This window comes from Macrococcoides bohemicum (assembly GCF_016865215.1).
Taxonomy (GTDB): Bacteria; Bacillota; Bacilli; order Staphylococcales; family Staphylococcaceae; genus Macrococcoides; species Macrococcoides bohemicum.
Window position 1 is genome coordinate 354,943 of sequence record NZ_CP054482.1, and the last position, 21,857, is coordinate 376,799.

Here is a 21,857-nt window from a genome sequence, read left to right on the forward strand (position 1 = left end):
ATAAGTAAAATAAAGAGTAAGTGCTGGTAATTGATATTTATCAGCACTTACTCTTTATACTTTTCAAGTGATTCAATCCATACTCATAAGAAACACCTAGATTCTCACGTAATGTTTCACCTTCATATTCTGTATGGAATAATCCGCGTTCTTGCAATATAGGAACAACAAGTTCTACAAAGTCTTTAACACCATCATGAGAGGCGTCAGGTACGATTGAGAATCCATCTGTTGCGTGTGAAAAACAATGCAACGCTCTTAAAAAGAATAATGACTTTTTATTTGAAAAAAATGGTTAATACATTCGCTTTGGGGTATTGAAGGGTATTAGAAAAAGGGGAGGAATATTCATGAAGATTTTACTCACAGGTGCTTCCGGTTATATTGGTGGCAACTTACTTAAACAACTTAAAGAAGACTATGAAATCATAGCTGCTTCACGCAGTATAGATAATAAAGAAAATGAAAAAAATGTAACATGGAAGAAGGTTGATCTCTTCTCTTTGAAAGATGTAGAAGAAGCGATGGAAGGTGTTCACACTGCGATCTATCTTGTACACTCTATGATGCCTTCAGCAAAGCTGACTCAAGCATCATTTATGGACATGGACGCGATATTGGCGGATAACTTTGCCCGTGCTGCTAAAAATCAGGGCGTAAAACACATCATTTTTATGAGTGGTATTATGCCGGATGAAGACGATACGAATTTATCTGATCATTTATGCAGTCGTAAGGAATGTGAAAAGATTCTTGGCTCTTATGGAGTACCAGTATCAACATTACGAGCTGGACTTATTATCGGATCTAAAGGCTCGTCTTTCCCAATATTAAAGAAACTAACGAAACGTTTACCAGCACTTGTGCTACCAAAATGGGCTTACAGTAAAACAGCACCGGTAGCACTTAAAGATGTTGTAAAAGGATTAGCTACTTTAGTAACGCGTAAACCCGAAAACAACGAAGTAATTGATATATATCATAATGTTACAGATTATAAAGGTATGTTTGAAGCTACAGCTAAAGTAATGGTCAAGAAACTCCCGATGTTAGATGTACCGTTTATTCCAGTATGGGCTACTAAATTACCGGTATCGTTAATAACTGGGGAGCCTAAGGAGTTAGTTTATCCATTAATTGATAGTCTCGTTCATGACATGACGCCATCTAAGAGGAATTATGTAGAAGGCATTTCGAATGCACCGACACCGTTAGATGAAAGTATAGCAATTGCACTTTCAGAAAGTAAAGATAAAGAGAAGAAGAAAGAATCTGCACCATCTATTGCGACACAGTTAAAAAAAAATGATGTTAAATCTGTTCAACGTATTACAATTCCGTCAAGCTGGTCGATTGAACAGACTGCAAATTACTATGTCAATTGGTTATCTCGTATTGGTTACTCATTTATTAATACATCGATAGAAAATGGGGTTTTGAGTATTACATTACCGATCTTTAAAGATCCGATATTAGTACTAGAGAATTCAAAAGAACGCTCTTCAGAAAATAGAGTGCTATTCTTTATTAAAGGCGGTAAATTTGCTAAAGTGAGTGATAATAGTCGTGCACGCCTGGAATTCAGACGTATCCTTGATACAAATGAGTGTTTAATTGCTATCCATGAATATGAGCCGTCACTGCCATGGTTTATTTACTCTATTACACAGGCACGTATCCACCTTATTGTGATGTCATTATTTGGATTAGAAACTAAGATACTTGCTAAGACGTTAGATTCAAAATATCTTGAGGACAGAACGATGCGAATACAGGAAAAATAAAGCGCTAAAAGTTATTCCCATAAGATGAATATATAATATGATTAAAAGCACAAGAAAGGAGTTTAATTCCTTCCTTGTGCTTATTAAATTTCAAAATAATAGTGAAAGTGATTTTTACATCCTGGATTGAATGGATGCGTACAGTTTGGACATTGAGTAACATTTACATATTGATTAATTGGAATCTCTGTTTGGCAAACACCACATAAAACTGCTGGCACTTCAGAATGTATCGGATATTTTTCAGCTGGAGATTTATGATTAATCTCTTCATAACATAAATGACAGGGGTAGTATGTATTGCTATGAGGAAATTTATAGCACACTATGTCTACTGGCGCGTTATAATGGGCACATCTTCCTTGTTCATCCACCGCTATACCTTCTATAAGGTGTTCCGTCATATATTTCACCTCTTACTGTTGTTCTAGTATCCCATCTTCCATATGGTACACTTTATCGAAATACTCAAGTAACCTTGTATCATGCGTTACAACAATCGCTGCTTTATTACTGTCTTTAACGATTGTACGAATCATTTGAATCACTTCAACTGCACGTTTCCCATCTAAACTTGCTGTCGGTTCATCAGCCAGAATAAGCGAAGGGTTAGTGTACATCGCTTTAAGAATTGCAACACGTTGACGTTGTCCGCCTGAGAGTTCAGCAGGGAATTGATTGAGCACATTTTCAAGGCCTAGTTGTTTTACCTGACTTTGAAATTCAGCTGTTTCAATATGATTTTTATTCACTTTGTCTAGTAGCTTAAACTGATCTTTCACCTTTAAGAAAGGGACTAAATTTGACGACTGTAATATAAAACCTATCTTTTTAAGACGTAGTTTCGCGCGTTGTTTCTCTGAAAGTTTACTTACATCATCATTATCGATTATTATTGTACCGTTTGTTGGTTGCTGAAGTAATCCGGCGATGGTTAAGAATGTACTTTTACCAGAGCCTGATGGGCCGATGACAGCTACCATTTCTCCTGCATTGATATGGAAATCAACGGGTTTTAATGCTTCGACATAAGTTTGGTCTTTACCAAATGATTTGTTAACTTCTTTTAATGTTAATACCATATGCTCACCTTATCCTATCGTTTTTAATGGATCTACTTTTTGGATTGAACGGATAGAGAATAATCCACCGATAATCGCTGTTAATATAATAACGCCGGCATAAATTCCAATCATTGACCATACAAACTTTATTGGTACAACATCAGGTATAATGTTAGCAGTGATTATAGTAAGTATCAGTGCAATGACTACAGCGATAACTGATAAGATTAACGTCTGGATGATTAATGATCGCGCTAAGAAGCCATTGCTAATCCCTTGTGCTTTAAGTAGACCAAATACGGGTGCTTTTTGAATCGTTAATATATAAAGGAATATCCCGATAATAAATGTTGCAATCGTAAATAAGAAATAACTCATGACATCTAGCGTCAGCTTTTGTTCTGTGTAACCTGGCAACTTAGTAATAAACGTTTCCTTATCAATTGCTTCAAAGTCACTATCGATTTTTTGTGCTTTATAATTCGAATCTTTAATTAAAAATGCATTCGCTTTATCTTTCAAACGGTTCATAGAAAGTTTGTCTGCAGTTGCATTATTACTGTACAACACATTCGCTGCATTATATTTTGCGTTATTGGTAAATCCAACAATCTTTAAATCTTCATCACTACCTGCAATATCAACAGTATCTCCGAGTTTAAAGCCTTTTTGTTTTAATCCATCGTTCGCAACCACTTCGTAATCATCGTTAAATGACTTACCTTCTGTAATATTAGGATTGATGAATGTGTCTTTATCTATCCCGAATAACAATGTATTTTGTTTTTTATCACCTTTTGCGATGATCACTGCAAGATTCTTAATTGGAGCAATTTTATCGAACTTATTATCTAATGCATCTTGCTCCATTAAAGATTGTGCTAAGTTTCTGTTAGATTCTTTCGTGACGACAATTGCATCTGGATTCCATTTATCAATTGCTTCTCTGTTCATTCCCATTAAGCCATTAGATAATCCGGATATTAAAAATAATAAATATGAAATTAAAACAAGTACACCGATAATCAGTGAGAACTTGAGTTTGTTATGCATGATTTCTTTCCAGGCTAAGAACATCTGTTTTCCTCATTTCTATAAAATTTAATGTCTAGATATAGACTCAATTATAGATTAATTGCGACATAATAATGAGTAATATGCATTAAAAAATAATCTTTCTATTTAAAAGCCTACTGATTTTATTATACCAATAGTCAATTTATCATGTGAGATATATGCAAAAATGAATGGAAAAGTATCTTAAGGGTATTAAAAAGAATAAACATATTTTATAAGGGGTGAGATAATGATAAAAAAATATAAAGTTGTAATACTTGGAGCAGGTGCTGGTGGTATATCAACTGCAAGTAGATTAAAAAATGCAGGGGTAAAAGATATACTTATTATTGATCATGCGGATAAACATGCATATCAGCCAGCCTGGCCACTGGTAGGTTCTGGGGATGAAAAGAAGAAAGATACGGTTAAGCCGATGAAAAAAGTTATACCGAATGGAATTGATCACGAACAGCAAAAGGTGAAACTTATTCAGCCGGTTGAACGTAAAGTCCATTTGGATAATGGTGAATATGTGATGTATGAATATTTAGTTGTAGCGCTTGGCATCCAGCTTGATTTCAATAAGATAGAAGGTTTAGAAGATACTTTAGGAAAGAATGGTGTATGTACGAACTATCTTTATGATTATTTAGACTATACGTACAAGACGTTGAAACAGACAAATGATGGCAATATCATTGTAACGAAACCGAAATCAGTAATTAAAGGCGGGGTCTCACCAGAAAATTCAATATTTACTTTTGATGAGTTTGTTCATGACAAGAAAAAGGATCAACCACATTTAATCTTTAAGACGGGAAAAGATACGCTATTTCCTGTAGAAAAGTATAGAGCATATATTGAAATGCATTTGAATAAGAAGGATATTGAGTATGAGTTGAATCAAGAACTTGTTAAAGTAGATGGTAATAACCAACGTGCTACTTTTAAAGATTTAGTTGCTTTGGAAACATATGAGGTGCCATTCTCGATGCTACTCGTTACACCGCCGATGAGTGCACCTGATGTAGTGAAGCAATCTACTTTAAGTGATGCTGAAGGATGGCTGGATGTAGATCCAAAAACATTACAGCATGTGCGTCATCTAAATGTATTTGGTTTAGGTGATTGTACTAACTTGCCAACAGTAAAGATGGGAGCTGCAGTGAGGAAACAAGTGCCTATTCTTGTGAAAAACTTATTATCACAAATGAATAATAGACCGTTATCTAGCCATTATGATGGTGCAACGGCATGTCCTGTAGCCACTGAATATGGACAGGCGTTTATCGCAGAATTCGGATATGATATGAAACCGAAAGAGTCGATGCCGATTGATCAAGGTAAGACAAATCCATTGCTATATCAAGTGAAGAAACGTGCGATTCCATTTATGTACTGGCATGCGATGTTAAAGGGCAAAGGTTAAGTGATGTTTTAAGTATTCGCAGTAGGGTAAATTAATCGTGTATGCGAGCCATTAGGAAATAGTTTATTAGGAGTGGTAAAAATGAAGAAACTTGCAAAAGTTTTAGGAGCAACAACATTAGCCGCAACAATGTCTCTGGGTGTAGTGCAGGGTGAAGATGCACTTGCTAAACAGAAGATGGTTAAGGTTCAAAAGCCTTATTATAATTATTCAGGATACACAAGTGGAAATGCTAAATTTGTATTAGATAAAGACTTTGTGCGTGCTGTAAAAGTCAATAATGTGAAGATTAATAAATATAAAGTTGATTTAAAGCGTATTGTCTCTGGTGTATCAGGTACAGGTTACACAAAAGAAGTATATGATCAGAACTATACGTTCTTTAAACAAGGGGACAAAAATCCATATACAGCTACTTTAGGCCTGAAGAACAAAGAGCTGAAAATCAGTAACGTAAAAAAAGTATATGGTAATGATTATCTGTTTAAAGGAAAACTCATATCAGATGGCAACAAAGCTATTCCATCAAAAGTTGATGGTGTATACATCTATAACCTGAATGGTAACGGTATACAGTTTGTTGTTGAAAAAGGATATGTACAGAAAATAATACTTGGTCATGTCGGAATGGCTTAATTAAGGGTGGAGATGAATCTCCGCTCTTTTTTCATGAAAAATAATAGTATTAAGGATGATAACATTGTAAGGGAGATTTCTATAGACGCCTTAATTACAGGATATGTTAATATTGATTTATATACTATATAATATATGTATTTTTGTTAATGAATTTAAGTAATTTAATTAAGGAGTATCGTATATGAAATCATTTTTCCAATATTATAAACCATATAAAGGTCTGTTTATGCTGGATTTCGGTTCTGCAGTGTTTGTTGGAGTTTTGGAACTTGTCTTTCCACTGATTACGAGTCTTTTCATCGATAAGCTGTTACCGACTAAGGATTGGGATATGATTGTACTTGGTGCAATAGGACTATTTCTTGTGTTTTCCTTTGTTACAGTTCTTAAGTTTATCGTCACGTATTGGGGACATAAACTTGGAACAAATATAGAACGTGATATTCGTAATGCGCTTTATCGTCATCTTCAGCGATTAAATTTCGGATTCTTCGATAACAATAAGACGGGGAAACTTATCGGTAGACTCACAAATGATTTGATGGACATCGGAGAACTTGCGCATCATGGTCCAGAGGAAGTGTTTGTCGCTGTAATGACAGTTATCGGAGCACTTCTTATTATGCTCACGATTGATGTGAAGCTTGCGCTTATTACATTCAGTATCGTACCGGTAATATTTATCTTAACAATTTATTTCAACAAAAAGATGACAACACAATTCCGCAGATTATTTGGTAACGTATCTCAATTTAATGATGTTATCAGTGAAAGTATCGGTGGTATTCGTCTTGTACAGGCATTTACTAACGAACGCTTTGAAGAGAAGCGCTTCCTGCAGACAAACGAAGATTTCCGTGCAACGAAATTAAAAGCATATAACTTTATGTCATGGAATAGTTCGATTGGTTATCTGGCACAGAAATTTACATTGATTATTGTATTGATTCTTGGATGTTATTTCGTATTGAATAACGCGATGAGTTATGGAGAATTTGTAGCGTTTATTATGATTACAGATATATTATTTAAGCCGCTTCAATCGATTAACTTAATTATTGAATTGTTTCCAAAAGGGATTGCAGGGTTTAATAACTTTCAGGAATTAATAAAGACAACAACAGATATTAAAGATGCACCGAATGCAATTATGTTTGAAGACACACCTCAAGTGATTTCATACGAAAATGTAACATTCAAATATGGTGATAAGACAATACTTGACGATTTATCGTTTACAATAAATCGTGGTGAAAAGATTGCTTTAGTTGGACCAAGTGGTGGAGGTAAAACGACAATTTGTTCGATGTTACCGAGATTTTATGATCCGGTTGATGGACGTATCGCAATTAACAATGTAGATATTAAACAGATGACACTTGAATCTTTACGCAGCAAAATTGGGCTTGTTCAACAAGATGTGTTCTTGTTCAGTGGTACGTTAAGAGACAACATTGCCTATGGTAATTTAGAAGCAACAGATGAGGAGATTATGGATGCAATAACTAAAGCGCAATTAAAACCATTTATTGATACACTTCCAGAAGGGATACATACAATTGTTGGTGAACGTGGAACGAAACTTTCAGGAGGACAGAAGCAGCGTGTGTCAATCGCGCGCATGTTCTTAAAGAATCCAGAAATTATCATACTTGACGAAGCAACGAGTGCTTTAGACGTTGAAACTGAGAATCGAATACAATCAGCATTTAAACAATTGTCTGAAGGAAGAACGACATTAACCATTGCGCATCGACTTTCAACGATAAGAGATGTAGATCGTATTTTTTATATAGAAGATGGACATATTGCAGAGATGGGTAGTCATGAGGAACTCATTAACCTGAAAGGAAGATACTACAAGCTACAACAAGCTCAATATGCACAAGTGCTGGGATAAATATTTTTTAAAGAGGGTGTGTCAATAGACACACTCTCTTTTCTTGATACCTATCAATGTTTAATATTATGAAACTTGTTACATTATAAGTAAGAACAGGAGGTAATTAAAATGCAACGTTTCATTATGAAAAGTAAAGATTACATTATGGTATTGTGCGGTACATTAATTGTTGTTGGATTGATAGCAGAATTTGTGCTTAAAGTTCAATTAATTTCTGAAATATTACTAGGTTTAGCATCGATTCTTGCTGTATCACCAATTTTGATACAAGGATATCATTCTTTACGTGTGAAGGTGATTAGCATTGATGTTTTGGTCTCTGTAGCTGTATTAGGTGCATTGTTAATTAGGAACTTTGAGGAGGCAGCAATTGTATCATTTCTATTTTTACTTGGTGCATTTTTGGAAAAACGCACGTTAAAAAAGACAAGGTCAGCTATACAGTCACTCGTTACACTTGTGCCTGAAAAAGTAGTAATCTTACGAGAGCATGGCAAGACTGAAACTATCGATATTGATGATGTCGCAACTAATGATATTTTATTAGTAAAAACAGGAGACAAAGTGCCGGTAGATGGTCATGTGGTTTATGGAAGCGGTGCATTGAATGAAGCAAGTATTACAGGTGAATCAAAATGGGTTCAGAAGAGCTTAAATGATAAAGTATACGCTGGAACAATAGTTGAGAATGGAACCATTCGTATTCAAACTGAGACAGTTGGAGAAGATACATTATTCGGTAAAATAATTGAACTTGTTGAAGAAGCACAAGATTCAAAATCAGCAGCAGAAAAATTCATTGACCGTTTTTCAAAATATTATACACCATTTGTACTATTACTAGCTGTAATCGTTGGTATGTTGACGAGAGATGTGGCATTAGCAATTACTATCCTGGTATTAGGCTGTCCAGGAGCATTAGTAATTGGTGTACCAGTATCAAATGTAACCGGTATTGGAAATGGAGCCAAACATGGTGTACTTCTGAAAGGTAGTGAAATGATAAACGACTTTAGTAAAGTAGATACAATTGTTTTTGATAAAACAGGAACTTTAACTGAAGGCAATCCTACCGTTGCCTATAAAAAAATTATTGGTGAAAATAAACAATCTATATTATCTTACCTTTATAGTATTGAACATGAGTCGAGTCATCCACTCGCAAAAGCAATTTTAAATGATATCGGAAGTCAGAAAATAGTTCGTTTTGATAAAGTTGATGTAATTAAAGGAAAAGGTATTGTGGCTTATAGCGGCGATAAGAAAATTATTCTAGGAAATTTAAGTTTAATGCATAATTATGATGTTGAAATCAATAATAATGATCGTGAAAAAGTAAATAAATTAATTGAATCCGGTCAATCAATAGTGCTTATGGCAATTAATAAGGAGCTGGAAGTAATGATTGGTATTCAAGATCAATTAAGACACGATGTAAAACGAAATTTATTACAACTTAAACATCAAGGAGTAAAAAAATTAATCATTTTATCGGGAGATAATCAAGGAACAGTGAATCGTGTAGCTGAGCAACTACCGATTGATATTGCATTGGGTGGGATGTTACCCGAAGATAAAGCTGAATATATAAAGATGTTACAAGATAAAGGAGAAAGAGTTGCATTTGTAGGAGATGGTATTAATGACAGTCCGTCACTAGCAACTGCAAATATTGGTATTGCGATGGGCGGCGGAACAGATGTAGCAATTGAAACTTCAGATGTCGTACTTATGCATTCTGCAATGGAACAATTATCCTATGCTCATGGGTTAACTAAAAAGATATCCAATAATATGAAGCAGAATATCATTATCGCACTCGGAGTTGTATTAGTATTATTGTTAAGTTTAATATTCGCTGAATGGATGAATATGACAATTGGAATGTTGGTTCACGAGGTGAGCATTATCGTTGTTATATTAAATGGTATGCGATTAATGAGCTATCGAAATAATACCAAACTTGATAGCTATCAAGTTAATAATAAGCAAAAGGCGATATAATTGAATTAAATCATATAAAGGAGTGAACGGATATGAAAGCAACAATTCAACTAGAAACATTGTCTTGTCCATCATGTATTCAAAAGATAGAAGGTGCAGTTAAAAGTGTGTCAGGAGTAAACAAAGACTCTGTAAAGGTAATGTTTAATGCGAGTAAAGTAAAAGTAGATTTCGATGAACACATAACAGAAATCGAGTCAATCAATTCAGCAATTCAAAACATGGGTTATGAAGTAATTAGTTCGAAAGTGAAATAATAATATGTTAATTTAAACATAACAGTAATGGAGGTGAAAAGATGAAGTGTCATCATTTTTGTGTAGAAAGAGTGCCGCTATTTAACCATTTGTCGTATGAAGAACAGGAAATGATCAATAATTTAGTCACACATCACCACTTTAAAAAAGGAAATATCATCTTTTCACCAGAAACTGAACCACAACTATCATTAGTTGCACAAGGTGTAATGAAAGTCTATCGATTATCATCAAATGGTAAAGAGCAATTGCTGCGCATTGCAGAAGTCGGAGATTTTGAAGGAGAAAATTTTGTGTTAGGTGTTAACAATGAAAGCCTATATGGTGAAGCAATCACTGATACAGAAATCTGTGTATTAAAACAGAGTGATTTTCAAAATTTACTTCTACAGTACCCTAACATATCACTGAAATTACTTACAATTAATGCTATGAAGATGGAAGAAGTTGAAAAACAAACACAATTCTTAACGATGGAAAAGATAGAAGAACGACTAGCATTATACTTGTCATATCTTCATAAAACATCAGCTTCATCCTACATCGAAATACCCATGAAAATGAAGGAACTTGCCGCTTTTTTAGGGACAAGTCCCGAAACAGTGTCTAGAAAATTTAAATTATTAGAAGATAAAAATATTATTGAAAGAGATAATAAACTGATTAAAGTAATTGATGAAAAAAAACTATATAATTTTCGATGACTATATTAAACATATAGTCATTTTTTTATTGTTCTTTTACAATGGATATTGTATGGTTATATTTTGGTTAGAATAAATTCGGAGGTCTTTATGAATCAATATTTACAACGAGAATGGCTAGATAAACCATTTCAAAATATATTAGCGGGAATTGTTGTATCTCTCGCTTTAATTCCTGAAGTTATCGCATTTAGTGTCATTGCTGGGGTAGACCCTATGGTTGGTTTATATGCATCATTTATTATTGCAGTGACGATTGCTTTTACAGGTGGCCGATCTGCGATGATATCAGCAGCAGCTGGTGCGATTGCATTATTGGTATTCCCGCTTGTTAAAACCCACGGGGTGGATTATTTACTTGCAGCAACAATATTAATGGGTATCATTCAGGTAGTATTTGGCATGCTCAAAGTCGGTAAATTACTAAAATACATTCCAAATACAGTGATGATGGGATTTGTTGATTCACTAGCAATCTTAATATTTAGCTCTCAGTTACAACATATATTCGGACTGACAGGTGTTACTTATATATTTGCAATTGTTACAATTGCGATTGTTTATATCGTTCCGAGGTACTTTACGAAGATACCAGCGCCACTCATTGCAGTGTTATTATTAACGATCATTTCGATAATGACAAATGCCGATGTTAAAACTGTTGGTGATCTTGGAGAAATTAAACGTACTTTACCAGATTTCTTTATTCCAAATGTACCATTTAATCTGGAAACTTTATTGATTATATTGCCATATAGTTTGTCGATGGCTGTTGTGGGGCTTGTAGAAAGTTTACTTACTGCAAAGATTGTCGATGATGCACTGGAAAATGAAAGTGATAAAAATGTTGAATCTCGTGGACAAGGCATTGCCAATATCGTTGCAGGCTTTTTCGGTGGTATTGGAGGATGCGCAATGATCGGCCAATCTGTAATGAATTTGAAGTCAGGCGGCACAACAAGATTGTCATCGTTAGTTGCAGGTAGTTTTTTAATGTTTTTAATTATTGTGTTAGGGCATTATGTGATTCAGATTCCTATGTCTATTCTTGCAGGTATTATGGTTGTAGTATCATTTAGTACGTTTGACTGGGGAAGTTTCAAATTCTTACGCAATGCTAAAGTTACAGATATTATCGTAGTACTTGTTACAATTATACTTGTATTAGCAACGCATAATTTGGCGATTGGAGTTATTGTAGGGAGTATTATTAACTTTATCTTTAATAGAAATGATTATCTTAAGCAAACGAAAGAGGTGTAGAGATGTATCAGTCAGTAGTTATAGCGGTGGATGGTTCTGATAATAGCTTCAGAGCAGCAAAAGAAGCATTGAAGATAAATGCTATGAAATATACATTATTAAGTATCGTTTCACATGAAGATTCAAAAGATGCAGTACTGCATAGTGAAACAAGCAGTGTTGATCAAAGAAAATCTTTAATTCAACCCATTATAGAAGAATATGAGAATAATGATATAACATATGAAGTTCGCATAGAACACGGGGTACCGAAAGATAAGATTATTCAAATAGGAAATACGCATGAATACGATTTAATTGTGATTGGAACGCGTGGTCTTAACGCATTTCAGGAAATGGTGATGGGAAGCGTCAGTCATAAAGTAGTGAAAGAAGTACATATACCGGTGATGGTTGTGAAATAAATTGAGTAAGCTAACTTTTAAAGCGTTAGCTTATTTTTTTTATAATTTTTCAAATATTATATATTGACACATACCCCTTATGGGTATAAAATAGAATTAAATTAATACCTGTTAGGGGTATACGAGAGGATGATAGTATGGAGCATCAACATACAGTAACACCAAGAACTGAAGAAGAAAAAGAAAAGATGGTAAAACGGTTAAAGCGTATTGAAGGACAAGTTCGTGGTATTCAGAAAATGATTGAAGAAGATCGTTATTGTGTTGATATATTGATTCAAATTAGCGCGATAGAAAGCGCGTTGAAGCAAGTTGGTTTCTCCGTAACAGAACGTCATATGAATCACTGTGTTAGTGATGCAATTAAAAAAGGTGAAGGTGCTGAATCAATTGATGAATTGATGAAAGTACTGCGCCAATTTGGAAAGTAGGTGGCAATATGAAAGACGTTACATTACCCATAGAGGGTATGACTTGTGCAGCGTGTTCTACTAGAATAGAGAAAGTACTCAATAAAATGGACGGTGTAGATGCAAAAGTTAATTTAACGACTGAAAAAGCAAGCGTTCAATATGATTCAAATAAAGTGAGTGTAGAAGATATCTCAGAAAGAATTGATAAGTTAGGCTATAAAGTTAAGCCTGAACATATTGAACTGGATGTTATGGGCATGACTTGTGCAGCGTGTTCATCAAGAATTGAAAAGGTACTGAATAAACAGCCGGAAATTAAGAATGCTACTGTTAATCTTACGACAGAAGAAGCAACGATTGATTATTATCCAGGAAATATGGATGCACAAATGATTATCGAACGTATTCGTAAACTAGGTTACGATGCAAAACTTAAAAGTTCGGATGAAAATAAGGCTTCAGCGAAAGCGGATGAATTGAGGAAGAAAAAGATTAAACTCATTATTTCAGCTTTATTATCATTACCGTTATTACTAACAATGTTAACGCATCTGTTTGGTATCCATTTGCCGCATATATTTATGAACCCGTGGTTCCAGTTAGCGTTTGCTTTCCCGGTACAATTCATTATTGGCTGGCAGTTCTATGATGGAGCCTATAAAAATTTGCGTAGTGGCGGAGCGAATATGGATGTGCTTGTTGCATTAGGTACAAGTGCTGCATTTTTCTATAGTGTTTATGAAGGGTTGAAGACAATTAATAATCCCGATTACATGCCACATCTTTATTTTGAAACGAGTGCGGTGTTAATTACATTGATATTGTTCGGTAAATATCTTGAAGCAAGAGCGAAGTCACAGACAACGCATGCACTATCTTCATTACTTAATTTACAGGCAAAAGAAGCAAGAGTGATAAGAGACAATAAAGAAATAATGATACCGGTTGAAGACGTTATCGTTGGAGATACATTGATCATCAAGCCGGGTGAGAAAGTACCGGTTGATGGAGAAATTATTAAAGGTCATACATCTATAGATGAATCGATGCTTACAGGCGAATCGATTCCTGTTGAGAAAACTATCGGAGCAAACGTCTTTGGAGCAACGATGAATAATAACGGTAGTATTACGATATGTGCAACGAAAGTAGGTCGTGATACCGCATTGCAATCTATCGTGAAGATCGTTGAGCAGGCGCAAGGTTCAAAAGCGCCTATCCAGCGTCTTGCTGATATCATTGCAGGATACTTTGTACCAGTAGTGATAGGGATTGCGATTATAACATTTATTATCTGGATGATATTTGTGACGCCTGGTCAGTTTGAACCAGCATTAGTGGCTGCCATTGCAGTACTGGTTATTGCTTGTCCTTGTGCTTTAGGACTAGCTACACCAACATCTATTATGGTTGGTACCGGACGTGCAGCTGAAGCAGGAATTCTCTTTAAAGGCGGAGAACACTTAGAAAGAACACATGAAATTGATACGATTGTATTGGATAAAACAGGTACGATTACAAAAGGTGAGCCTGAAGTAACTGATTTTACAGGCGATGAATTAACACTACAATATCTTGCAAGTAGTGAACAAGCTTCTGAACATCCATTAGCAACCGCCATCGTAAAATATGCAAAAGAAAAAAAAATAGAATTATTAGAAACTAGTCAATTTAATGCAATACCTGGCCATGGTATTGAAACAGTTATCGATAACCATACCATACTCATCGGTAACAGAAAGCTAATGACAGATCATCACATTGATATTGATTCAAGTATCAATCGAATGGAGCAATTTGAAGCAGAGGGTAAAACAGCCATGCTAATTGCTATCGATAATGAGTTACGTGGTATTGTAGCAGTATTAGATACAGTGAAAGATACTGCAAAACAAGCTATTGAAGAAATGAAAGCAATGGGCTTACAAGTTGTGATGCTGACTGGAGATAATGCGATTACAGCTAACGCCATCGCGAAATCTGTCGGTATTACAGAAGTCATTGCTGAAGTGCTGCCAGAACAAAAGTCTAATAAGATTAAAGCGCTGCAGGATGAAGGAAGAAAAGTTGCTATGGTAGGAGATGGTGTGAATGATGCGCCAGCACTAGCATTAGCTGATATCGGTATCGCAATTGGAACAGGAACAGAAGTAGCGATTGAAGCAGCTGATGTTACGATTCTAGGCGGAGAGCTTACACTAATACCTGAAGCGATTAAAATTAGTCACGCAACGATTAGAAATATAAAACAAAATTTAGGATTTGCATTTGGTTATAACATTCTTGGCATACCAGTTGCAGCCTTAGGATTGCTTGCACCATGGATTGCAGGCGCTGCTATGGCTTTATCATCAGTAAGTGTTGTGAGTAACGCCTTAAGACTAAAAACTGTTAAAATAAAATAGAACATATAAAATACTAAAAAGTGAGGGAATTATTATGGAAACAATTCTTAAAGTAGAAGGTATGACATGTTTACATTGTAAAGAAGCGGTAGAAGGTGCAGTAAATAAATTAGATGGTGTTAAATCAGCTGCAGTTGATTTAGAAGCAGCAAATGTAACAGTTGATCACGAAGAATCAGTAACTGTTGATGCAATGAAAGAAGCCATCGAAGATCAAGGATATGATGTAGTTAAATAATATATTTATAAGTATCATGTTCCGTTATGGAATATGATACTTTTTTTGTTTAGAAGAATAATATTTTATTTTTTTCGTATTTTATTTTTAAGTATTTTTACCGTATATACTTTATTTAATATCATTTTTATACATATCTTTTATCAATCTTTCATCAAAATTTGATATGCTAAATGTAAGTATAAAGAATGAGGATATCTACTATGATTGAATTTAAAAATATATCAATGCAATATAAAGATACGATAGCTGTCAATAATTTAAATCTTACCATTAGCTCAGGGGAGTTTGTTAGTATACTTGGGCCGTCAGGATGTGGCAAGAGTACTACCTTATTTATGCTTGCAGGATTACTACAACCTACAGCAGGAGAGATTATCATAGACGGTAAAGATGTAACGCATTTAAAGGTTGATGCACGCAATATTGGTATGGTATTTCAGGATTATGCACTTTATCCACATATGACTGTCTTCAATAATATTGCCTTTCCACTGAAGATGAAACGATTATCGAAACGTGTGATAAAAGAAAAAGTAGAATATGCTGCAAAGCTAGTAGAAATTGATACATATTTAAACCGTTTACCAAAAGAACTATCTGGTGGACAACAACAACGTGTTGCAATAGCACGAGCTATTGTCAGAGAACCAGAAATATTATTATTAGATGAACCTTTATCAAATTTAGATGCAAGATTAAGAGTATCGATGCGTGAGGAAATCAGAGCGATACAACAGCGTTTAAATATTACGACGTTATTTGTTACGCATGATCAGGAGGAAGCCTTGAGTATAAGTGATAAGATTGTCATGCTGAACGAAGGAAAAATGATGCAATACGATACACCATATGACATGTATCATCATCCAAAGCATGTGTTTGTTGCCACTTTTATCGGACGCCCACCTATGAATATATTGAAATTAGATGAGCAGCAATCAAAGCAGTTAAATCCAGATCTAAATATCGATACTGATACAATGATCGGTATTCGCCCGGAACACATTATCATCTCAGAACAAGGTTACTCAGTGATTATTAAACGTATTGAACTATTGGGGAAAGATATCGTTGTTACTGCCGAGGATGCACAAGACAGGCAGATAAAATATTATGCAAATACTAATCCATTAATAGGAAAAAAAGTATATTTAACAGCTGCTTTAGAAAACATTCATATATTTGATTCATATGGCAATCGCTAATAACGCCTCTCATACTTTAGACCTATATTGATTGGAATGAATTGACAAATAGAGGTTGTGGAAGTAGTATTAATGAGTATTGAATTTATCTAAATAGGAGAGATTACGATGACAACAAAAATGATCAATAAATTAATCGCAACTGCAGCTGTTTCTACAGTATTATTAACAGGGGTAAACGTTGCTAAAGCAGATACAGTGACGACAACTAAAACTACGACTACTACAACTGTAGTAACAACTGTTACAAAAGCTGATGAAGTAAAAAGCGGAGAAATCAAAGCAGGTACAACAACGACTACAACTAAAGCGACACCAACGGAGCGTGCTACGAAAGTAATAGAACCTTATTATAACTATAATGGTTATACTTCTCGTAACGCTGATTTCGAATTAGATAAATACTTCGTACAAGCATTAAACTACGGTAACTTTAAACTGAATAATTTATCAGTTACTAAAACACCGACTATTCAATCTAAACCTGTTAAATCTATGGTAAATGATACTGTAGTTTACAAAACTAAAGGTGCAATTACGTCTATGAGTTTCCCAGTTAAAAAAGGAGTTATTAAAAAAACTGATTTCTTAAAAGCACATGCTGCAAATACTTTAATTAGTGATAAAACTTCAAAAAGCAAGAATTCAGTAGCAACTTTCAAAACAAAAGTTGGATCTTACTCAGCAAACTTTGATAAAGCTGGATACTTAACTTCAGTTAAAATTAATCCATCAGTAGTAACTTATACAAAATAATAATAATAAAGAACTAGGGAGACGATTATTCGTCTCCCTAGTTCTTTATATTTTTATTTATGTGCTGCAATATGCTTTGCAGTAGATTTGTGCGTTACGAGAACAGCAACTTTAGCGACAATCGTTGAAATTATCACAGCACTAATGAACCATGTCGCAAAACCAACGATAATACTAAGTGGCCAGTTAGCAGTTGTACTTAACATTCCCCACGTAACAAGAATTGAACAAAGACAACCGCTCATACCAAATATTGCACCACGACAAACGTGACTAGCAAGTTCATCACCAAATTCAAAACCTGCAATGACCATTGATAATAAGAAGACAGCAGGGAAAGTAGCGAATATACCCCCAAAGTCTTTCCATGGTATAATACACGACACGAAATAACTGAATGCTACTGTAGAACCACCGATTAAGAATTTAAGCATTAATACTTTTGGTTTCATAAAGAGGACTTCCTTTTAAATGTTTTTTAATACAAATAATGCGCATGAAATAACGAACCAACACCCGATAGAGAATGCAGCACCTTTTTTAAATCCATGTTTTGTTACATAGAGTGAAGTGAGTGCGACAGTAAAGATACAACTTGTAATACCCATGATCGCACCGCTACTTAAGTTCATTGAAGCATTAACTAATTCATCGCCGCTATGGTCAACTGATAAAGAAAGGATTGCTGCCAGGAATACAGCGGGCATTGTAGCGATAATACCACCAAGCTTTCCACCGACTTTACCAGCGATGATGGAAGCGGCAGTTACTGCAATACCACCAATGATAAAGCGCAACAACAAACCGGTAAATGAAATACCGAACATATAGATCATCTTCTTTTCTGAATTTTAACGTGATTTCTTTCACATATTAAGATACGCCCATTCTGTGGTGTTGTAAATAGATAGCATTTATATATCATAGGATTGTCACAATTGAATAAAATATGAACAGCCCTCACCTATGGATAGGTGAGGGCTGTCTGTTTAAACTTCTGTATTCTCAACTACAGCGTGTTTATCATTAAAAATATCTTTATTGAAATTACCTAAGAATTTAGAAGTTAATGTTCCTGAAAGCATACTACCATTTACATTAAGCGCAGTACGTCCCATATCAATTAATGGTTCAACTGTGATTAATACACCTGCAAGTGCAATTGGTAATCCCATCGATGATAGAACGATGATAGCAGCAAATGTTGCACCACCACCAACACCGGCTACACCGAATGAACTGATCGCTGTGATAATCGCTAATTGTACGATAAATTCAGGTGAAAGTGGATTAATACCTGCAGTTGGTGCAATCATCACTGCAAGCATTGCAGGATAGATACCGGCACAACCGTTTTGACCCATCGTCGCACCAAATGATGCTGACATATTTGCTGTTGCATCATCAACACCTAAAGCATTTTTTTGTGCAGCGATATTTAAAGGAATTGTTCCAGCACTAGAACGAGATGTGAAAGCAAATGCTAATGTTGGGAAAACCTTTTTTAAATATTGAATTGGATTTAATCCTGTTAATGTAATGATAAGTAAATGAATGATGAACATTGTTCCTAAAGCAACATAAGATGCTAATACGAATTTACCAAGTTCGACTATACCCGCGAAGTTTGTACTTGCAATCATATTTGCCATTAATGCAAGTACCCCGTAAGGTGTTAAGCGTAAGATGATTGTTACAAGTCGCATTACAACAGCAAATACAGCATCAACCATGCTTGTAAACATTGCAGCTTGTTCAGGCTGCTTTCTTCGAACCCCAAGTACTGCAATGCCAACTAAGAATGAGAAGATAACGACAGCGATTGTTGAAGTAGGCCTTGCGCCTGTCATGTCCATAAATATATTGCTTGGAATAAAATTGACGATACGTTGTGGCATTGTCTTTTGTTCCATCATATCGAATTTCTCTTGAATTTCAGTACCACGTGTTTTTTCGTCCTGGCCAATACTTATCTCTTCAGCACTTAAATCAAACAATAATGCGGAAGCAATACCGATAGTTGCTGCAATTAAAGTAGTAGTAATCAATATACCGATTACCCAACTGGCCATCTTACCAACTTGATCCGTAGTATTTAAATTAATAATAGAACGGATGATAGATACCATTACAAGTGGCACAACAATTAACATTAAAAGTTGAACGTAACCACTACCGACAATACTATACCAGTCTAGCGTACCTAAAGTTACTTTAGAATCAGTGCCGTAAGCGAATTGAAGTCCGACGCCTAATAAAATCCCTAAAATCATACCTGTGAAGACACGTTTAGAGAAAGAAACATGTTTCTTGTTCATGAATAAAAGTATTCCTATGAGAATACTAAGAATTAAGACATTTAAAAAAATAAACCCGTTATCCATTGGTTTATACCTCCATAAATAGTGAATTTAATTGAACTTTAGGATAACATTGAAATTAATGATAAACAATAGTATTTGCGGAATTTCCATAAATAGATAGAATAAAATTTTAGAAAATAGGTGTAAAGATATGAATGATATCCATAAAGTATATGCATTTGCAAGTGAGATTGAACAACTAAAAACGATTCAACGAAAAAGTGATACGTTAGATGGAAGATATGAAAATAGTGCTGAACATTCATGGCAGGCAGCACTTGTTGCGATGCAGTTTGAACAGTTCTACCCTGAACAAGTAGATATCAATCAGGTGATCAAGATGTTATTGGTTCACGATTTAGGTGAAATCTATGCAGGAGATACATGGGTATTTGATGATCAGGCGAAAAGTGATTCGTTTGATCGAGAACTTGAATCTCTGAAGAAAGTAGTTTCAATGTTGGATGAAGATAATCAGAAGGGCATAATAGATCTATGGACTAACTTTGAACGTGGTGATAATCATGAAGCAAAGTATGCGCGAGTTATTGATGCATTAATCGCTTTGATTAATCTATATGAAGTAAGTGAAGAGGATTACAATCCATATAACCTGACTAAATCACAAGTGACAAGTAAAAAGATATTTATTAAAGATGATGCGCCAGCAATGTGGGAACTCGCTGAAGAAATTATTGAGAACTGTGTTCGGAAAGGATTGTTGAGGGATGAGTGAAATACTGAAAGGCTCTATACAATTCGGTATAGACAAACCAATTCCTTATTTTCAAGTCAGTGATGAACACAGAATTAGATTTGGTTATGAAAGGATGAAAGGTAGTTTAATTAAACAAATTATTACGGAAACTTATGCTAATGACAGTTTTAATATGGAGTTTTTATTGAGTGTCATTGAAGGTCATTATATTCAAACTGAAAAAACGAATTTAGGACGTTATTTTAAGATTACGAACTGGAAAGAAGTATTTCATAAAGGTGAAGAAGATGTTGACTACATCAATGTAATCGTAAAAAATATCGATCTTAAACCGTTAATTAAATATATTACGAATGTTGTTTGTGGAAATGAAAGAGAGTCATTTATAATATTTTATTCATCGGATAAAATAATTTATATATGTAATGATGTAATCGATATTGTCAGTCATGATACGAAGTTTATTGAGGATTTTAAATCAAAATATGAAGGTATTTATGACACGTATTGGGTAGGTAGACCTTACGTCGAATAAAATACTGGCAATGAACACATATAAATCGCGTTTATAAACATTTATAACCAAATTTAAGTCATTCCATAAGGGATGGCTTTTTGTTGACGTTTTTATAGATTTCCCATACGCTAATAAAAATCAAAAAATTTAGATAATAAGAAAAGAGGACGAACATGAACAGACTATCTATTAAAGTTGATGAGCGTATTGAACTGGTACAAGCAGAAATTTTTCATGGGAAAGATTTGTATAATGTGATTGATCAAAATAGAGAGCACTTAAGAGCGTTTTTGACTTTTATAGATATAATCACTGAACCTGCACATGAAACTGCATTTATTAAAAAGATGATGAATGAGTTTGCGCAAGGAACAGGGCGCTTATTTTTGATATTTGTTGATGGAGAATTATCCGGAACATTAGATTTACATGCGATTAATCAAGGTTTTAAGAAGGCGGAAATCGGTTACTGGTTGAAAAAAGATATAAATGGTCAAGGGATTATGACGAAATCAGTAATTGCTTTATGTGATTTTGCTTTCAATCAAATGGGTTTGAACAAACTATCGATCAGTGCTGATGTTGACAATATAGGTAGTAATAAAGTTGCCGAGAAAGCTGGATTTGAGTTTGTTGGTATGGATAAACAGGATGTTTTATTATACGGTGAATTTAGAGACATGAATCGTTATGCTTTATTGAAGGGAGATTATAAGCGATAGACTGACG

General features: G+C 34.6%; 22 protein-coding genes and 2 pseudogenes. 17 read left to right on the forward strand and 7 right to left on the reverse strand.

Features of this window, described 5'->3' with window-relative positions; genetic code table 11:
• Nucleotides 1-40: 40 nt before the first annotated feature.
• Nucleotides 41-235: pseudogene (locus tag HT586_RS01935) on the reverse strand (hypothetical protein); the annotation flags it as partial.
• Between the two features lie 115 nt (nt 236-350).
• On the opposite strand from HT586_RS01935, the gene HT586_RS01940 reads away from it, so the two are divergent.
• Nucleotides 351-1,784: an NAD(P)H-binding protein gene (locus HT586_RS01940; protein ID WP_203546113.1), complete on the forward strand. Its 1,434-nt coding sequence runs from the start codon at nt 351-353 to the stop codon at nt 1,782-1,784.
• 83 nt (nt 1,785-1,867) lie between these two features.
• Here the strand turns inward: HT586_RS01940 and HT586_RS01945 are convergent, their stop codons facing one another.
• Genes HT586_RS01945 through HT586_RS01955 form a run of 3 tightly spaced genes read right to left on the reverse strand, consistent with a single transcriptional unit; the run spans nt 1,868 to nt 3,925 of the window.
• Nucleotides 1,868-2,188: a CHY zinc finger protein gene (locus tag HT586_RS01945; RefSeq protein WP_133354390.1), complete on the reverse strand. Its 321-nt coding sequence runs from the start codon at nt 2,186-2,188 to the stop codon at nt 1,868-1,870.
• Between the two features lie 12 nt (nt 2,189-2,200).
• On the reverse strand, nt 2,201-2,866 hold the full coding sequence (locus HT586_RS01950; protein ID WP_099578899.1) for an ABC transporter ATP-binding protein: 666 nt from the start codon (nt 2,864-2,866) through the stop codon (nt 2,201-2,203).
• A gap of 9 nt (nt 2,867-2,875) precedes the next feature.
• Nucleotides 2,876-3,925: an ABC transporter permease gene (locus HT586_RS01955; RefSeq protein ID WP_133354388.1), complete on the reverse strand. Its 1,050-nt coding sequence runs from the start codon at nt 3,923-3,925 to the stop codon at nt 2,876-2,878.
• 229 nt (nt 3,926-4,154) lie between these two features.
• Here HT586_RS01955 and HT586_RS01960 point away from each other — a divergent pair, with 229 nt between their 5' ends.
• The 13 genes and pseudogenes from HT586_RS01960 to isaB (HT586_RS02020) all read left to right on the forward strand — a co-directional run bounded on the left by HT586_RS01960 (nt 4,155) and on the right by isaB (HT586_RS02020) (nt 17,530).
• The gene (locus HT586_RS01960; RefSeq protein ID WP_203546114.1) at nt 4,155-5,336 is read left to right on the forward strand and encodes an NAD(P)/FAD-dependent oxidoreductase; all 1,182 of its coding nucleotides are present in this window, start codon (nt 4,155-4,157) and stop codon (nt 5,334-5,336) included.
• Between the two features lie 81 nt (nt 5,337-5,417).
• A complete protein-coding gene (gene isaB, locus HT586_RS01965; protein WP_203546115.1) occupies nt 5,418-5,972 on the forward strand; it encodes an immunodominant staphylococcal antigen IsaB family protein in 555 nt (184 codons plus the stop codon).
• Between the two features lie 184 nt (nt 5,973-6,156).
• Nucleotides 6,157-7,875 (forward strand): ABC transporter ATP-binding protein, encoded by a 1,719-nt coding sequence (locus HT586_RS01970; RefSeq protein ID WP_203546116.1) that lies wholly within the window; start codon nt 6,157-6,159, stop codon nt 7,873-7,875.
• Nucleotides 7,876-7,986: 111 nt separating this feature from the next.
• Complete coding sequence (locus tag HT586_RS01975; RefSeq protein WP_203546117.1) at nt 7,987-9,882, forward strand: heavy metal translocating P-type ATPase; 1,896 nt, start codon at nt 7,987-7,989, stop codon at nt 9,880-9,882.
• A 32-nt stretch (nt 9,883-9,914) separates the two neighbouring features.
• Nucleotides 9,915-10,139: a heavy-metal-associated domain-containing protein gene (locus tag HT586_RS01980; protein ID WP_096077435.1), complete on the forward strand. Its 225-nt coding sequence runs from the start codon at nt 9,915-9,917 to the stop codon at nt 10,137-10,139.
• 41 nt (nt 10,140-10,180) lie between these two features.
• Nucleotides 10,181-10,843 (forward strand): Crp/Fnr family transcriptional regulator, encoded by a 663-nt coding sequence (locus HT586_RS01985; RefSeq protein WP_096077434.1) that lies wholly within the window; start codon nt 10,181-10,183, stop codon nt 10,841-10,843.
• Between the two features lie 90 nt (nt 10,844-10,933).
• Nucleotides 10,934-12,067, forward strand: a pseudogene (locus tag HT586_RS01990) (SulP family inorganic anion transporter); the annotation flags it as partial.
• 41 nt (nt 12,068-12,108) lie between these two features.
• Nucleotides 12,109-12,510 carry a universal stress protein gene (locus HT586_RS01995; protein ID WP_133354380.1) on the forward strand — a complete coding sequence of 134 codons (402 nt, stop codon included), beginning with the start codon at nt 12,109-12,111 and terminating at the stop codon, nt 12,508-12,510.
• A 137-nt stretch (nt 12,511-12,647) separates the two neighbouring features.
• Entirely contained in the window at nt 12,648-12,941 is a 294-nt protein-coding gene (locus tag HT586_RS02000) for a metal-sensing transcriptional repressor (protein ID WP_096077431.1), read from the forward strand.
• 8 nt (nt 12,942-12,949) lie between these two features.
• Nucleotides 12,950-15,328, forward strand: coding sequence for a heavy metal translocating P-type ATPase (locus HT586_RS02005; RefSeq protein ID WP_203546119.1), 2,379 nt, complete (start codon nt 12,950-12,952; stop codon nt 15,326-15,328).
• A 34-nt stretch (nt 15,329-15,362) separates the two neighbouring features.
• Nucleotides 15,363-15,566, forward strand: a complete 204-nt coding sequence (copZ, locus tag HT586_RS02010) for a copper chaperone CopZ (RefSeq protein ID WP_096077429.1) — start codon at nt 15,363-15,365, stop codon at nt 15,564-15,566.
• 203 nt (nt 15,567-15,769) lie between these two features.
• The gene (locus HT586_RS02015; protein ID WP_203546120.1) at nt 15,770-16,774 is read left to right on the forward strand and encodes an ABC transporter ATP-binding protein; all 1,005 of its coding nucleotides are present in this window, start codon (nt 15,770-15,772) and stop codon (nt 16,772-16,774) included.
• Nucleotides 16,775-16,882: 108 nt separating this feature from the next.
• Entirely contained in the window at nt 16,883-17,530 is a 648-nt protein-coding gene (gene isaB / locus HT586_RS02020) for an immunodominant staphylococcal antigen IsaB family protein (protein WP_203546121.1), read from the forward strand.
• 53 nt (nt 17,531-17,583) lie between these two features.
• Here isaB (HT586_RS02020) and HT586_RS02025 read toward each other — a convergent pair whose 3' ends face one another.
• The 3 genes from HT586_RS02025 to HT586_RS02035 all read right to left on the reverse strand — a co-directional run bounded on the left by HT586_RS02025 (nt 17,584) and on the right by HT586_RS02035 (nt 19,914).
• The gene (locus HT586_RS02025; RefSeq protein WP_096077426.1) at nt 17,584-17,982 is read right to left on the reverse strand and encodes a DUF3147 family protein; all 399 of its coding nucleotides are present in this window, start codon (nt 17,980-17,982) and stop codon (nt 17,584-17,586) included.
• A 15-nt stretch (nt 17,983-17,997) separates the two neighbouring features.
• Nucleotides 17,998-18,357: a DUF3147 family protein gene (locus HT586_RS02030; protein ID WP_133354372.1), complete on the reverse strand. Its 360-nt coding sequence runs from the start codon at nt 18,355-18,357 to the stop codon at nt 17,998-18,000.
• 162 nt (nt 18,358-18,519) lie between these two features.
• Nucleotides 18,520-19,914, reverse strand: coding sequence for an L-cystine transporter (locus tag HT586_RS02035; protein ID WP_188018076.1), 1,395 nt, complete (start codon nt 19,912-19,914; stop codon nt 18,520-18,522).
• A 130-nt stretch (nt 19,915-20,044) separates the two neighbouring features.
• Between HT586_RS02035 and HT586_RS02040 the strand changes: the two genes are divergently transcribed.
• The 3 genes from HT586_RS02040 to HT586_RS02050 all read left to right on the forward strand — a co-directional run bounded on the left by HT586_RS02040 (nt 20,045) and on the right by HT586_RS02050 (nt 21,850).
• Nucleotides 20,045-20,629, forward strand: coding sequence for an HD domain-containing protein (locus HT586_RS02040; RefSeq protein ID WP_203546122.1), 585 nt, complete (start codon nt 20,045-20,047; stop codon nt 20,627-20,629).
• Nucleotides 20,622-21,146, forward strand: coding sequence for a hypothetical protein (locus HT586_RS02045; protein WP_203546123.1), 525 nt, complete (start codon nt 20,622-20,624; stop codon nt 21,144-21,146). Before HT586_RS02040 ends, HT586_RS02045 begins: the two co-directional genes overlap by 8 nt.
• A 155-nt stretch (nt 21,147-21,301) precedes the next feature.
• A complete protein-coding gene (locus tag HT586_RS02050) occupies nt 21,302-21,850 on the forward strand; it encodes a GNAT family N-acetyltransferase (RefSeq protein WP_203546124.1) in 549 nt (182 codons plus the stop codon).
• The last annotated feature ends 7 nt before the right edge of the window (nt 21,851-21,857 follow it).